The organism is Methanosarcina acetivorans C2A, assembly GCF_000007345.1.
Lineage (GTDB): Archaea > Halobacteriota > Methanosarcinia > Methanosarcinales > Methanosarcinaceae > Methanosarcina > Methanosarcina acetivorans.
Map to the genome: position 1 here is coordinate 2,320,393 of NC_003552.1, position 16,018 is coordinate 2,336,410.

Sequence of the window (16,018 nt, forward strand, 5' to 3'; positions counted from 1 at the left end):
TAAAAGTTTATGAAAAATTGAGTAAAATTTATATTAAAAGGTTGGCAAATTCTAAACCGCCCAAAATGGAAAAAAGTTAACCGCCCTTGACAATAAAGCCACTTTTTGGATATTTAGGCTTTTTTAATTTCGGATTTGTTTTCCGTTCTTCTGCTTTCTTGGCTTTTATCTGTGCCCCTAGTTCTTTTTTCTGAGCTTCTAGTTCTTCAAGATTCAAGTCTTTCTTTTTTCTTATAAAACTGACTATACATTGAAAGTATTTAAAACAATGTATTTTCTAGTCTAGAGACAAAATAAAGTCATTTTGAGATGTCAAAATCACTATCAGCAAAAATGATCAAAAAAGATAATTAATTGATACTATGTTAAAAACAATGCATTAAACTCCATACTTTATTTTCCAAGTTTTGAGAACCTTAAATTTTCTGCAAAATAGATGATCTCAAGAAAGAGCTATGAAGCGGTTTGAAATTGAGATGATATAGATGTCTCGAAAATCCGCAATGACCCTTTGTAAGGCTTCTAAAGGGTTTTGAGCATTTTTCAGGATATAAGCTGAGTTATAAAAACATCAATATTGCGGAAAAGAAAGAAAGTCGAAAATAAGCTAGATGTTATCGTGGATGTAGAGATTTACAGTTAATTATTTTTGTTGAATTTATTTCTTCTTTATTATTCATTTCCATCGTTCTTATTTGATCCCAGGGTACTGCTTTTAATATATTGTTCCCATTTAAAATTAACATTGACTTATTTTCAAAATTATATAATTGACCATTTATCTCCCCAGATTCCATTTTTATTGTGACATAAGGGAACTTCGCATTATAGAAATTGGTTACTTGTTTTTTGAATTTAGCAGAAAAGCCTATGATATTAAAATATAAAATCATTAATGACGAAAAACTAAGAAAAAGACCAATTGCATAGCGGAATACTATATCTAATCCCTTTTTTGCAGGTATTTGTGCCACTAAGTTTGTGGACATATTATAAATATATATCCAAATATTAGAAAAATCAAAATTTATGGAACTAAAATAGGAAATTGAAACCCCTGTGAAAAACATAATTAGGATATTGATTCCAACAAGTGTTCCTATAAAAAACCAATAGCTATAGTGAACAAATATTGACCATTTTGTTAAGTAAAGTTCTTCTGTAAGTCTTGACAGTGAATAATTTTTATTTTCTAAAAATATTAGCCACCCGAAAATAATAAAACCAGTAATGACACTTATATAATTAAAAGTTGATACAAATACAAAGAGATCCACATTAAAGTTGTCATATTTCTTTGATGTGTATAATATTAAATTGGGAAATATATTGATAAGAAAACTATTTACCAAATTGTCAGCGATAGAAAAAATATAATTGATTACTTTAACTGAATAAATAATTCCAAATAAAACACCTTCAAATAAAATCAAACACTTTATCGAAGTGTAAGAATTATAGGCTGATATTTTTTGTAAAAAGTCACTAACAGATTGCGAATTATCTTTTAGAAAAATTAGATATTTATCTTTTCCAGTCTTGGTTACATAATGTTTATCAAAACGTGCTAATAAAAAAGAAGTAATTAAGATAATTATTGAAGGAATTAAAATTTCTTTTATAGTAATATCAGATACATTTGATAGAATCCCATACAAGTCTTTATTTTCCAACACGTCTTTTTCAATATGTAAATAAGTAAATATTCTTTTTGATTTTGTTCAATATTTGTATCATTATCATCGATTTATATAGGCGTTTTTGATTAGTATTTAAATCAAAAGTTATAACGTCAATAAATTTAGAAGCTCTTAAATAAACAAAAGGATAATGTTTTTGGTCATATAGAGTATTTTTGTGTAGTTACAGTTGGGGTTGATTTGTTGACAAAAAAATCCTCTAATCCAAAATTCGATAATTGTAACATTGAACACACTATTATTGGGGATAATTCACAATATTATGAACATTATACTGATAACTCCCAACGCACACATATTTCTGAAAATTATTCTACATTCGAAGGTAGAAAGGAAAATGAGAACATAATCTGGAATATTTTTACAGCATTTATTGAAAAATTGGCTCCGTTCTTTATCAGTCGCTTTGGTGAAACAAAAACCACAATTTTAGGCTTTTCTATTTCCATTTTGGGAGTTTTATTTTGCAGTTATCCAGTTTTATTTAACGATAATAATCTTTCAATTATATTGGATAATACTGGACAAAAATTTGAGTTTACATTTGTTTTTGGATATGCTTTAGTCATTATAGCTGTTATAATTTTATCTATTGGGCTAATCAGCGACCACACAAAATGTAAAAAATGCAATAAAGGTTTCGGTTATAAGGAGATAAAAAGACCACTGATTGAAGAGACAAGATGCTCGAAAGGAATAATACAAAAGACAACAAGGTACTATAAATGCCAATATTGTGGTGATGAAAAAATTGTGTCTAGTAAAAGGATAATAAAATATAAAGATTTGTTAAAATAAATTACCAATCCAGTGAAAAAATTAAAATTCTCTTATCGTTTTTGCAATATTTCTTTTCTCGTTAGTAAGATTCCCTATCTATTTTTGCTGTTTTCGGTTTATAGGGCTTGCAGAGAGCTTACACTGAAACACAAGGTATGAGGTAGAGGGTTCATAGTTACATCCTACCTTGAGCCGCCTCCTCCGGCTTCGCCTCCCCCGTCGCCTCAATTTATGAACTCTCTACCTCGCCGACAACTTAAAATTCTATCAGTAATCGAGGCATCACGTAGAAAGCTTTTGAGAAGCCCTAGAAAACAAATCCTGTTGTCAAGTAAATGAAATTCAAAAAAATCAGAAGGAAGATTTAAATTAGCAAATTTGGAATAAAATAACTTTTAACTATATTCAGAAGGTGATCACAGTTTTCTCCTGAAGCTTTGATAGTACCGTCTATTCCCATATGAAGAACAAAATGAAGTATTGCTCTTGACTGTGCATTTGCTTCAGTAAATTCATAATCTTTCTTTTCAATGAAGAGACGCTTGATTATTTTATTATATGGAGTAATATCAATATTGTCTCTCTGCGTAAAGTTCTTTGATTCCATGCAATATCGTTCAGAAAAAAACCATAGGTTTTCATACATCCTGTTTCCGTTTTCTTCTGTATACTCGCTTACAAAAATTCCTTTAATCTCTTCAGGACAAATGTTTTCGCAGTTTTTGTAGGCATTTTCTGCTTTATCTATTATTGGACCCGTCGCGCCAATATTATGCAAATAGTCTGTGAATTCTCTATTCATGAAATGTCATCTCTTTAGTATCAAACTTTTTAATATCTTGTTTGTCTCTAATATCCATGATCATTCCTTCAATGTAATGAAGTATATGACCCAAATAATTTGAAGCAAATTGATCGCACTTATAGTCCCATTGCCACTTCGTTGATTCAATCTCTATTTTTTTTCTATTTTCCTCATAGTGCTGATGTAATAACTTTCTTATGACTTCTTGAAGCTGGGTTGTTATCTGAATCTCAACTAAAATGTCTTCTTTTCTAGTGCTCCAATTAAAGTCTGGAATTTCGAAAGTTCGTGTAATATAAACATGAGCTGCATAATATCCATCATCTTTTGCTTTATATTCAACTTTACAATTATTATCAATCTCTTTGATTTTTTCTACTATAAAGTCGACACCGTCTAGATATTTTACTACAATTAACGTTCTTAGAAGATCATTGATTTTACTAAATCCTTTACTTGGAAGCATCCATCCTTCTTCAGGTTCATTCGGCCAACTATTATTATTTATAACATTGTATCTAAATGTCTTGAGTATAAATGAATCATAAGGTTTAATTAGTATTTCAGGTTTCAACCCTGATTCTAAATAGTTAGCAAATAAAGTGTAACCCGTACTAACACGATAGTAGTCGCTGTATTCTTTGAAATTATTAGTTAGTGCAGTCCAAAAGTTTGATTTTTCAAAATCCTGTTTAGCCTTAAGAAACACAGATTCGTAATAAGATTTATTTCTTTCATTTGAACTTGCGTCCTTGAATTTAGAAAGTAGCCATTGTTGATATTCAGGAACATTTTTGGGTTTTTCGTCTTTAGGAATATTTCCAGAAATAGTATCTAGATTTACACACGTATCTTTAATTTTTGTTATTTCTGGCAATGTGGCACCTCCAAATATGGAATGAACAAAGAATCTTATTCTCTACAACAGTTAATCTCTTTATACATAATGAATCAACTTCAATATCTTTCTCTTTTATTAATTCCATCCACATACGCGCTCGAATTAGCTCTATATTTATTTTTATTTCCAAACGTGAAACTTTTATATTATGTTTGTGAAATTTTGTGTCTTCAATCTTTTGGTTTTGCTATTATCTACTGAGCTTGACAATTCAATACTCAAAAGTCCCATTTTTCTATTTTCGTAGAAATTGAGTCCTTTTTAGCTCGCGTTTCAGGACTTTACGTAAAGTTAGTCTGGAAGAAAGATTGTATGTTTTTTCTTTATATTGAAGTCGAAAATCCACATTCTACTATTTCTATTGATATTTGATATATTAGCTATACTCGTTATATTTCAAAGAGTTTTTTTAGAGAGTGATAATAATATATTTACGTGTAAATAAAAATTTTAAATCCCGCAAAACTCTGAAATACTAGCGTGTGCATAATTATCTGCACACAAAAAAGAGTCGAAGCTATATGAAATTATATAAAGAGTCGGTTGGCAAATCTAAAAAAATCAAAGGCAACAGCAAAGAAAAAGATTGCTTGACCAAGAAGCTGATACTAGAGACAATCGGCTTTGATTCCATTACTATTCAAGATATTTTCAGAGAGTCAGGTTATACTGGAAAATATGAAACTTTACGCGGTCTAGTTCTCAGATACCAAAAATTCGGGTATGTTGCCAGGGAAGGTAAGATACCATATCATTATTTCCTAACTGACCTGGGTTTTCAGCATTTGGAGAATCCGACTTTAGGTAGGGAGACTGCGGTTCGTGAATATAATGCTCGTTAGCAAGCGCATTGGTAAAATATGCTGATACACTGGATGACGAAACGGTTACAGAGATATTTAAAGATAGGGTAATTACACCGACTGTAAAGAACGAGAATATAATCAAAGAGAACGTGATTAAAGAGAATATCAAAGTAGTTGATAGCAAACCCGCACCAGACCTCCCTAAGTCCTCAGAAGGGTTATCGGGCAGTATTGATGCAAGTACTTCTGACAGGTCTGATATAGTTGCTGATCTGCTTGAACGAGTCAAAGACATGGAAAAAGAAAGAGATGATCTGAAAAGAGAGAATATTGAATTAGGCAATAAACTGGCAGGTAAATCGATTGCTAAAGCTGAAATCACAAGCAATGCGTATAGAGTCCGCAATTATGACAAAATACTTCTGAGATACAAAAATGCAGTTGTGGATAACAATTTTTTCAAATCTATTCCTTATAAGCTGTATCTGATAACTGCTATTCCTGTAGACAATCTCGGTAAGGCACTCAAAGAGTTTATCAAAGTCAAACAGGGCGATATAATTATCTTTCCAGATATTCAAGCAAAACCGCTTGTTGAAAATAGGTTCGTAAGAAGACTGACAGATAGCGAACTTAAAAAATTGCAACCCAAGCTTGCATTCGGAAAAAAGAAAGCTTATATTTTAATTAAGTCCAAAAAGCTACAGCTTGAATTATGCGATTTGCCCGCAGAAGTGGTTGAAAGACCAGTGAAGATAGTTCACCATTGAATTGTCCTTTATCTATTTTTCAAGACCTGAGAAGAAGTGTTTTGTCCTGAAATAATTTCGCTTTGAAACTTTTTTCCTCTTGTCCATGTTTTCACCACCCAAACAATCTCACTCCTATTCTGAACTTTGCCTCAACTGGTAATCTATTCCAGAATGCTTCCTGTGGCGATTCTAACTGTTCAAGTTTCAAAGCTCCATGAGGCCTCTTGTTATACCACTGTACGAATTCTTCAAATGATTCAAACTCTCCTCTAAACCTTTGATATGTATCGAACCATTTCTCTATTTTTCCGTTTGTCTGAGGATGTCTTACCCTTGCAAGTATTGGTTTGATTCCAAGTTCTTCAATGCATCTTTTAAAGTCACTATCCCATGAACCATCCTTATTAATCCTGTGAGCTCCGAATTCACTTCCATGATCCATAATGAGCTCTCTTAAAGGGTATATGTCCCAGTACTCTTTAACAAGTTCATCAATCACTTTAATGGTGTTCTCCGTGTTGCAATGAACGTACTCTCCACCTGCAATTATCATTCTTGATGAATCATCAAGAATGGCACAGACTTGCAGTCCTAACAGGGGATTCTCATGCCAATCGATGTGTGCAGCAGACATGCTGTGTTCGCGTTCGTATCTACACCATTTTCTTCTCTGTTTCTTTTTTCGGTTTTCCTTGGCAAGGTCCATGCTAAGTAGATAGTTATGGATTCTGTTATGAGATATCTTACGATTATATTTGCCTTCGATGAGAATCTCAAGGTAACAGGCTCCAAACTTATAATCAGAGTAAGTTTGGTCAATCAATTCCTTATCAGAGGAGGATAAGGGGTTCTTTGGTCTTCCAAGATTAATGCCAACTTGAGGAAGCTGACCAGTTTCAACGTATTCTTTGTAGATCTGCTGAACTCGACGGGCTGAGATCCCCTGGATCTCAGCTATCGTCGAGGTAGATTCACCCTTCGATTTTTGAGCAATGATCCAACGTATCTTTTTTCCATTAAGTTTCACAAAAGATAAGGGATTACAACCGACATATTTAGCGCGAAATAATTTCGGGATAAAACAAGACCTGAGAAGAAGGGTAAAAAATCTGCAAGCTTTCTCATATCTGTTTTCGCTCTCGAGGGCTTGTAGGGCTTTAGAAGGGCTTGCAGCACTTATATTGGTGAGTACTAGATTCTGCTTGTCTGTAATCTCTGATCACGAGCTGATGTAAGGGCAGAATCGGTTTTCCTAATATCAATTGATTTCTGATCATAGAAATAGTTCTGAGATGTTACTTACTTTTGAGAATAAAAATGGTTTTGGTATGAACTTATGATGTAAATAAACAGGAAGAGATTGACTTCAGTAAATGTGCTTATGTGATAATAGAATGCCAAAAAACGCTAAGTATCAGATACTCTCAAATATCAATTAGGCTGTATTATTAAATCTCTTCAATTTAATAGAATTACCTAACTTTTCGAAGACCTTCAACAGATCATAATGTTCTTCCATGGTTAACTGACGTTAGACAATCAGCATATTTACTTTGTTTAATAATGCTGATATTTTTTTCGAACACCGAAATCAAATTCTGTGTATATCCTGTATTTTCATTAATCTGTATTAATAAAGAAACATATTGCTCTATCATATCAATAATTTCTTTATTTATGTTTGATTTAACTGTTCTAATATTAGACGCAGCTATTGTGCTCAAATAACTGCCATTATTCAAAATGAAACATCTAAATCCATCAATATAACTGATATGTGAATCTATTATTCTTATGGAGTGTAGAATCGATCGTCTTCGTACAAAAGTATCATCTTCAAATATGTCGTAATTGTTATATGTCCTAAAACAATGATTACTGGACTCAAAATTATCTGCGGATCTTGTTTCTAAAAATGTAATAAGAAGATCAATACGCTCCTTTGCAAACTTAAACGTATTTTTAATATTCTTAATAAACTCAAACTCAATATCATTTCCTTTATTTTCATAACCAAGTGAGCAAAATAAAGGGTTTTCGTTACCGACTCTGAATGAAAAGAATTCATAATGTCTTGTGATATCACGAATATATACAAAACCAGCAGGATTTAATCTAATTTTTATATCATTTAATTTATTTATATCGGTAATATTACTATCATTTGGCTGTGTTATCAATTTTTTCAGTGCTTTCTTTTCATCAGAGAAACTGTCTTCTGAAAAAACCTGTTTATTGATAAACGTAATTAAGTTACACCAATTTTCTTTATTGAGTAGGAATAAATTAGTAAGAATTCCAAAATACAAATCAATGCTACCTACGAAGATCTCATCAAATGTACAAAACAGGTTATATAAACCAACAGGATTGCTCTTCGCAGTTCGAGTATACTCATCCAAGGAATACTGAGATTTATTAAGTATATCTGTTAGTAGTAGTCTTGCTGGATTAACATAGCCGGCATGACATCCGACAATTAAAGATTCATTATTAAGAAATAATCTTTCTTTCAAATAGTCATTTTTCAGAAGATACTTAATTACTAAGAAATATTCTATTCCTCTTGAACCATATCTAGTTGACGCAGATTTAGATAATTTTTTTATGTTAACAAAATAAGTTGGATCTGACTCTTCAGTTATTTCGCAAAGTATTTTTGCTAATTTTCTAATATTAAAATTGAATAAAGGTAAAAAAGATCGCTTAGTAAATTCCTCATTCAAAATATATTCTAAAAACTCTTCTTGTTGTTGATTTACTTTTACTGCATGTTGCTTGGCAATAAGGATTCTCTTAAAAATTATTTCTGATTCTTCGGCAAGAGGTCTAAATTCTATGTTATAACGGACAGAAGTATTAGCTGATTGACAATTCATGAGTGAACAATTAATATCACTAGTACAAAAAATAAAAATAATATCTTTATTGATTTTAATATTACTTTCTTTTTGAGTTCTTTTTACATTTTGATAAACGCTTTCAATAACTTTTGGAAACTCCGAATTGTAAAGATCTATCTCCACATGGTTAATGTTATCGAAGATCATCAGCAAAGGTAACTCTTTATTTATGGAAATTCCAAAGAATTGGCCAAATTCATCGGGATAATTATAATAGTAAAATAATAATAATGTCATTAAATCTTTATATGAACATCCAGAAGTAAGGTTAATAAAAGCAGTATCATCAACATCTACATGTTTAGTTTCATCAATGTAACGTTTAAGTTTATAAAAGAATTTAGGAGTGAATGCATTTGTAATTCTTAATTGCAAATGAAATAAGGTAAACAATAAATTGTTAATAGTTTTCGGGTAGTAGCTAAAAATATTACAAATTAAGTAATAAAAATAATCATCGAATAATTTCAGACAATCCATGCATGAATCATTATCGAGAACAGCGTCTTTTAAATCAAAAAATATTTTATTATAATTGTTAATATAGTTCTTTGCGTACCATTTAAGATAAGTTGTTTTACCAGTGCCATTATATCCATATAAAAATATACTTATTGGCAATGGCAAAATGTGGGAGTTCAAGGCAGAGTCCATACTCTTATTAAGAACCTCATATGTTGAAGATTTGATAAAATATTTTTGGTAAAATAAATCTTCTGTTAAAGTTCCTTGTAAATTAGTATCAATGTTATAAGGGCTTGCAATTAGAAAATTATTTAGACAAAACATCTTGGCCATTGATTTCACCTTTTCAGAATCTCACTCCATATTTACTACATTGGACGACAACACGTATATTGAATTTTATAAAGGAATAGAATAAACACTGAAAATTATTAGCTTGGTAAAAACATCATTGAAATTTCGCTTAGTAAGTAGGCAAGTTTTCCAGAGTTCACTTTCTCTAAATGAAGATTATTAATTAGTTTTCAGTATCAGGTCTTGTCCATGAGTTGTTTAAGCGATTATAATGAAATCCTTAAATTATTAACTATCAAGAAAATTGGTCTTAAAGCTGAGGATTTTAAGAGTTATTTACATTTCTTTTTTATTGAGTTAAGGTTCGCTTAAGGTTTATCCGAAAAGGATTATGACCTATGTAACTTTTATAATTGAACATATAAAGGAAATATATTTATTAAATTGCTATAAAAATTACTTTTTTCTGCTCTTTAGTTAGGGTTGAACAGAGTATTTGCGTCATACTTTGCCATTAGGATATTGACTCCATTCAGATTAGCTCCTCTTAGGTCGATTACACTAAGGTCGACTCCATTTAGATTTGCTTCACTCAGATTCGCTTCCCTAAGGTCGGCTCCATTCAGATCAGCTTCACTCAGATTTGCTTTTCTCATATATGCTCCCTTCAGTTTTGCTCCCTTCAATTTTGCTTCACTTAAATAGGCTCCACTCAACTTTGCTTTACTCAGATCAGCTTCATTCAGATTTGTTTTGCTCAGATTAGCTTCATTCAGGTTTGCTCTTCTCAGGTCAATTCCATTTAGATCGGCTCCATTCAAATTGGCTCTACTCAGATCGACTCCGCTAAGATCGGCTCCACTAAGATTTGCTCCACTAAGATCAACTCCACTTAGATCGGCTTCACGAAGATCGGCTCCACTAAGATCAACCTCCCTCAAGTTGGCTTTACTCAGATTGGTTCCACGTAAGTTTGCACCACTAAGGTTTGCTCCTTTCAGGTTAGCTTCACTTAGATCGGCCTCACTTAGATCGGCCTCACTCAAATTGGCTCCCCTAGTGTAAGTTGCTTTATTTAGGTAGAATTCATTGAGATCAGCTCCACTAAGGTTTGCTCCACTCAGATCAACTCCACTTAGTTTTGCTTTGCTCAGATTTGCTTCACTTAAATTCGCTCTCCTCATATATGCTCCCTTGAGATCTGCTTCGCTCAGATTTGCTTTACTCAGATTTGCTTTACTCAGATCAGCTTCATTAAGATGAGCTTCATGTAAAAAAGCGTCCCTCAGATCGGATTCACTAAGATCAGCTCCAATAAGATTGTTTATGACTAGAAGAGCTTGAGCCTTACATTTATTAACATTGGCTATTGTTGATAATTGAATACTTTCACAAAAAGCAATTTTAGAGTCTTTCAATTGTAGTTCACTTTTACTCAACATTAAGCCAATAAGATAAGCTGATATCGAAGCATCCACAATAACTTTTGAGTTTTTACTTCCTTGTTTCCAAACTGGAGATAAGAAATACATTGCTTCACGATATCTTTTAGTTTTGTAAGCGTACAATCCACGCATATAATAAACACTAAGTATTTCTTCAGGAATATTCATTCCATAATCTGAATTTTCCGAAAAATTTTCGCTTAAACACAAATCAACGACCCTTTCTGCTTCGGAGATGAATTCCAAGCTAAACTGACCGAAAGAGCCACAAGTATCGAAAATTTTCCTTAAGGCATATATCACTTCTTTCTTATTTTCACCAATAATAAGTGATAACCGAGCAATTTGAATGTAGTAATCAATGTATAAATATGGGTCGTTAATTTTACCTAAATATTTTTTCATCTCTGAAAGAACAATTTTTCTAGATACAGCAATATTGTCTATTTTTTCGATAATATACTGTCTGACATCTTCATTAAATGTCCAAGTATTATTAGTTCTCTCATGCCATATTGGGTAACATTTAAGCTCTTTTATTAGTTGCGAAGATTCATGCTCACTTTTCCCAACTTCAGTTAGTATTGCTTTTGCTAAAGAGTCATCAAGGATATCAGGAATGACTAGAAAATTTAACGAAGTCTTTAGATCAATGGATAAGATACGGAGGACACTATCAATAAATATATTGAAACTTAATTTATTGATCATTTTCGATTCTCTCTTATATCAATGAGTAAAGCAGTCAAAAGACACTTAAAATCATCGTAAGTAATTGGACTATGTTTATGAATATTCGTTATCACAAAGCAAAAACCATAACATATATTTGCATCTTCTACGTACCTATGAGTTTCATCTAAAAAAGCTTCCTCTTTAATATTTCCAAGTTCTTCATGATATTCATTCTCAATATCAATGTCCTCTATATCTCCTTTATTCAGTACACAGATCCTTATATTAGATTTTTCGATAGTATTACGGCAAAATCCGTCTATAAACCAATCTTTGAATTTTGGATGTAGCGCATTAAATCCTTTTCCGCCAAATTTAAACAATAGTAACACATTAGATCCATTTAGACATAAATCTTCTAAGAATGAATCACGTAACTGCTCAATACGATCTTCTCTTATTTTTTCTAGAGGCAGATATTCTAAATATACATTCGCTTTTTGATTAATATTTTCAGTTTTAACTCCTCCAAGCGCTGATCTAATGTCAATTTTTTGGTCTAAATTTATTGGCCTAGTTACCAAACTATCAATTTTGCTTAACGTAGACGAATAAGTTACAAATTTTACATTTTTTTTCTTCAGATCTTTAACGAGTGTATCGATTAATTGGTGTTTCACATTGAATGTTTCAGATCGAGTTTTGAATTCACCCACAACCGTATCATCATTGGTATGATCTATTATCCATTCTGAAAGGTCCGTAAGTTGTATAAAACTGTCAGCTACAAAAGTAGAAAATCGACTATTTGATGTAAGCCAGTATTTAATTCTTGTTTTAGCTTCACAGTTATCGAGCCACTCTATTTTCGGAAACAGAGGATTCATTTTGTACCCTCTTTATTTTCTTTCTTTGTATTTGTTTCCACATTTTGTTTAATGTCTTTAATTTTTACAATACTTAATACAGATTTAATTGAAGCTATTTGTTTAATTGATTCTTTATGATCAGAAGATGGGATTTCATCTTTCGCTTCTGTCTTTGTATCTTTAGAAAGTTTGAAAATTATCAATAATACGAATATTATGACTAAAAGAGCTTCAAAAGTAAATTTTGCTCCATACTTTTCATATAAGCCTAATGAACATGCTAAGATCGTTAGTAAAGGTGCTAAAATTTTTACCAAGTTTTCCAAAGAATCAAGCTCCTTTTTGGCTAATATGAAATTTAATACGAGAATGGAAACTTTATAAAACTGGCATCGATGTTTTTTGTTCTAGTAAATGCAATACAAATAAATAAATCTTTATAAATTATCGAAAACTTTAATGTAGACATTCAACACTGAACAATTAATTAGCTAATAAATACAGACAGCAGAAGCCTTAATGAATTTAACTACTTATCAAAATTCCCTCAGGAATTAACTATGTTAAAGGTATTAATTTATCAGGCGAGATTTTCTGGCATTCCTCCGGTGAATATCCTGATTGAATGGTCTTTCCACTTGAGCAAGTTCTAGGCTGGATTTTCGTCTGATAAAACTTGAAGCAAAATAGAATCTTTTTGATTATTTGCACAAGAAAGGTGCCATTATCAGTCTTAAAAGTTCAGGATTGGGTTTATTTTGAAATAAGTCATTGAACGATCAAATTGCGTTGTTTGTTATTCTAGGACTTCTGAAGGGCTGATAGGCAAGCAGTTCGGCAGGTTAAAGCTGTCCGCACTGCGATAACTCTTTATATCTCTCTTCCTTCTCTCCGAGTTAGATGTCACAAAATTCATATCGTGAGTGGCGACGGAGGCGGAGCCGAGGGCGGTACTCACCGTAGGATATATTTATGAATTTTGTGCCCGTGACCGAAATGAAGGACTATAAATACGCAAGCTTAGAACATCTATGAAATGTGCAACGTAATGTGCAACGCAGGGACATTTGCACATTTGGTCTTTTCCTATAAACTGTCTAAACGAAAAAGTACTATTTTTTTTGCCCTTTACCGATACGTAATGTGCTAATGTGCTTTTTTTTCAGAAATAGAGACATAATATTTTATTTGAATTTAGTTTTACTAAGATAGAACCTGCTTTCGGCAGGTAACTTGTTTTTTTCGTAATATTTTTACTGATAGCGTTTTTGCTAGAAAACACATTATTCCTGATACTAGACATTATTGCAAAAACGACTCATTGTTTATATATGCCGTGAGATTTGGGTCATATGTTAACCAGTTTTGAACCCAACATATATTACATAATGTTTGAAAAACGCCATCATTAAAAATACTTAAAATCTAATGTCGACCTGCCGACTATAGGATAGAAGAGAAAAAAAGAAAATAATTTATTATCTATTTATTTTTAGCACATTTAGCACATTTGGTCTTCTCCTATATAATGTGCAGTTTAACTTTGTAAACACATTACAGCACATTTGCTTGAAAATAATGAATATAATCCACAAACGCTACTGCTATTGGTTAAAAAATAAGTTGTGGACTGTAAAAAGAATAAAAAAGGAAAATGAAAATTAATTCGATAATGCTTCGCTTTCTGATCTCATTTTTGCAACCATTTCATCGGACATTTCTTTATGTCTTTCTGGTGTGGAAGGTTTTTCAATATCAGTTGAGAAATCAGGCAGCACAACTGCGGTTTTATCTTCCGCACCATGCTTATTATCTCTTTCATACTCTCCGTCAGTACCTAAATTTTTAAGCACATCTTTTGGAGTTAAACCTAATATAACGAGTAGTCTATCAACATAAAAGACAACTACATCTCCCGACAATGATTTACCATCCGAAGTTGAATAAATTTTTGGTCTTGTGTATTTGTTGCCCCTATCGCCTCTTGAATATGGGTTTATAACTTCTAATTTATTCCAGGCTTTACACATTTGGTTAAAGCTTTCTTTTCTATCCTTGAGTACTTCATTCATTAATTTATCTTTTAATATAACCAGCTCATATCTATTTGTTTTTGAGTTTGTTTCTAACCAACCTATTCTTGGTTGAGATGGTGGAATAACATTAGCAAAGTATTTTTCATATTCAGAGTTAACTAAATTCAAAATTGTTTTTAATGTTGTGATGTCCAATGTTTCTACCGGTCTTTCATTTAGTTCTTCTTCAAAGAAATGTTTTTCAGTTTCTTCAAAGCCTTGAATCTCGAATGTGGTTCCGTATTTTTCATTCAGCCTTTCGAGAGTCTTTTCAAACAGGAATCCACCAAGCATTATCGAAGCATAGAACTTTGATATTCTACTTTCTATTTTGGTTAAACCTTTTTTTGATAGTTCAGTCTGATATTTTTTATATAAATCTCTTAATTCATCTTTGTACTTGAATATAATTTCCATTATTGTTTCACTAAAAAGTCCGTAATGATCCACCATTGCGTCTTCTAAAAGTTTAATGTCTTCTATTCCCATATCTGGAATATATGTTTCTGCTTCGATGAATCTGGTTCTTACTTGTTTTCCTTGTTGATCAGTTGTATTAATTATTGGAAATTCACTAGTCATGAAGACACAGTTAGTATGGTCTCTTGAATTTTTAACTGTATTGTCTTGATTGGATAGGATTCTACTTAATCCATTTACTATGTCATAAATTGATAAACCAGCACTATTTTTTTCTTCTTTGTCTTCGCTTTTTGATTCATCAAAATAAACTGGTCGATCGTTATATCCATATAATAAACTTTCAAAACCTGATTTTGATCCTGCGGCAGCGTGAACCAATCCATTATTTCCTTTTTCCGGTGCAAAACCATATTGAGACATCACTAATCTGCAAATTAGTGTCTTACCTACAGTAGTTTGTGAATAAATGTTTATTAATATGCTTTCCGCACCTATTATTCTAAGTACTAGAGAAAGTATGGCTATGTAAGATAAGTGCCTGTATGCTTTTGTATTGAATAATTTTTGTGTAAGTCTTTCGAATTCTTTTATATCTCCCTTTGATGAAATTCCTTTAGTAACGTCATTCTTGAATTTCTCAGGGATGTGGATATCTTTGAATCCTCCTTCAAAGTAAACTCTGTTTCCGAAAACAAATTGTGTAAAGTCTGCATTCCATCCATTTTTGTCTGCAAATACACTTTCTTTTAAAATATCTTCGTTAAGATCATAAAAGCTAACAAAAAACTTGGCTAAATCTTTTTCTTTATCTTCAAAATGCAATAGCTTTTTGTTGTATAGCCCACCGAGTCCTTTTTTACCTTTAGTAAATATATCTTCGGGAGTAACTACTAGTTCCTCTATTTTACCATTTTTACTGTGTATTTCAATTCCAAGAAATTCTTTTTCCTTCAATGTAACATTTTTATCGAAATTTTTAAATTTGGAAGTTATATATACTGGCCTCTGAGCAAGGACTATTGGTTTTTCTTCTGTTTTGCCTTCTTCGTTTTTCTCATATGAAATTTTGCAAATTCCATTCATAGGATCTATGGAAAAACCATATGGAATTTTATGAGTCTTTTT

At 31.7% G+C, this 16,018-nt stretch carries 13 protein-coding genes; 3 read left to right on the forward strand and 10 right to left on the reverse strand.

The genetic code is table 11. The features are described from left to right. Window positions 1–76: 76 nt before the first annotated feature. Together MA_RS26810 and MA_RS09825 are read right to left on the reverse strand one after the other, a co-directional pair. Window positions 77–217 carry a hypothetical protein gene (locus MA_RS26810; RefSeq protein WP_157860158.1) on the reverse strand — a complete coding sequence of 47 codons (141 nt, stop codon included), beginning with the start codon at window positions 215–217 and terminating at the stop codon, window positions 77–79. 397 nt (window positions 218–614) lie between these two features. Continuing rightward, entirely contained in the window at window positions 615–1,673 is a 1,059-nt protein-coding gene (locus MA_RS09825) for a hypothetical protein (protein ID WP_048065251.1), read from the reverse strand. Between the two features lie 210 nt (window positions 1,674–1,883). Here MA_RS09825 and MA_RS09830 point away from each other — a divergent pair, with 210 nt between their 5' ends. Next, window positions 1,884–2,498: a hypothetical protein gene (locus tag MA_RS09830; RefSeq protein WP_048065252.1), complete on the forward strand. Its 615-nt coding sequence runs from the start codon at window positions 1,884–1,886 to the stop codon at window positions 2,496–2,498. Window positions 2,499–2,844: 346 nt separating this feature from the next. Here the strand turns inward: MA_RS09830 and MA_RS09835 are convergent, their stop codons facing one another. Both MA_RS09835 and MA_RS09840 read right to left on the reverse strand, forming a co-directional pair. Continuing rightward, window positions 2,845–3,282: a hypothetical protein gene (locus tag MA_RS09835; protein ID WP_011021886.1), complete on the reverse strand. Its 438-nt coding sequence runs from the start codon at window positions 3,280–3,282 to the stop codon at window positions 2,845–2,847. Next, the gene (locus MA_RS09840) at window positions 3,275–4,162 is read right to left on the reverse strand and encodes a hypothetical protein (protein WP_011021887.1); all 888 of its coding nucleotides are present in this window, start codon (window positions 4,160–4,162) and stop codon (window positions 3,275–3,277) included. The genes MA_RS09835 and MA_RS09840 overlap by 8 nt, the downstream gene beginning before the upstream one ends. A gap of 545 nt (window positions 4,163–4,707) precedes the next feature. On the opposite strand from MA_RS09840, the gene MA_RS09845 reads away from it, so the two are divergent. Then, on the forward strand, window positions 4,708–5,028 hold the full coding sequence (locus MA_RS09845; RefSeq protein WP_048065253.1) for a hypothetical protein: 321 nt from the start codon (window positions 4,708–4,710) through the stop codon (window positions 5,026–5,028). An 8-nt stretch (window positions 5,029–5,036) separates the two neighbouring features. Further along, the gene (locus MA_RS09850; RefSeq protein ID WP_011021889.1) at window positions 5,037–5,762 is read left to right on the forward strand and encodes a hypothetical protein; all 726 of its coding nucleotides are present in this window, start codon (window positions 5,037–5,039) and stop codon (window positions 5,760–5,762) included. 91 nt (window positions 5,763–5,853) lie between these two features. Here MA_RS09850 and MA_RS09855 read toward each other — a convergent pair whose 3' ends face one another. The 6 genes from MA_RS09855 to MA_RS09880 form a co-directional block, all read right to left on the reverse strand. Further along, complete coding sequence (locus MA_RS09855) at window positions 5,854–6,771, reverse strand: IS481-like element ISMac4 family transposase (RefSeq protein ID WP_011021141.1); 918 nt, start codon at window positions 6,769–6,771, stop codon at window positions 5,854–5,856. 475 nt (window positions 6,772–7,246) lie between these two features. Further along, window positions 7,247–9,445, reverse strand: a complete 2,199-nt coding sequence (locus MA_RS09860) for a hypothetical protein (protein WP_048065254.1) — start codon at window positions 9,443–9,445, stop codon at window positions 7,247–7,249. A 434-nt stretch (window positions 9,446–9,879) separates the two neighbouring features. Continuing rightward, window positions 9,880–11,562: a pentapeptide repeat-containing protein gene (locus MA_RS26235; RefSeq protein WP_011021891.1), complete on the reverse strand. Its 1,683-nt coding sequence runs from the start codon at window positions 11,560–11,562 to the stop codon at window positions 9,880–9,882. Then, window positions 11,559–12,413, reverse strand: coding sequence for a hypothetical protein (locus MA_RS09870; RefSeq protein WP_011021892.1), 855 nt, complete (start codon window positions 12,411–12,413; stop codon window positions 11,559–11,561). The genes MA_RS26235 and MA_RS09870 overlap by 4 nt, the downstream gene beginning before the upstream one ends. After that, window positions 12,410–12,721 (reverse strand): hypothetical protein, encoded by a 312-nt coding sequence (locus MA_RS09875; protein ID WP_011021893.1) that lies wholly within the window; start codon window positions 12,719–12,721, stop codon window positions 12,410–12,412. Before MA_RS09875 ends, MA_RS09870 begins: the two co-directional genes overlap by 4 nt. Before the next feature lie 1,335 nt (window positions 12,722–14,056). Beyond that, the gene (locus MA_RS09880; protein WP_011021894.1) at window positions 14,057–15,976 is read right to left on the reverse strand and encodes a DUF927 domain-containing protein; all 1,920 of its coding nucleotides are present in this window, start codon (window positions 15,974–15,976) and stop codon (window positions 14,057–14,059) included. Window positions 15,977–16,018 lie beyond the last annotated feature (42 nt).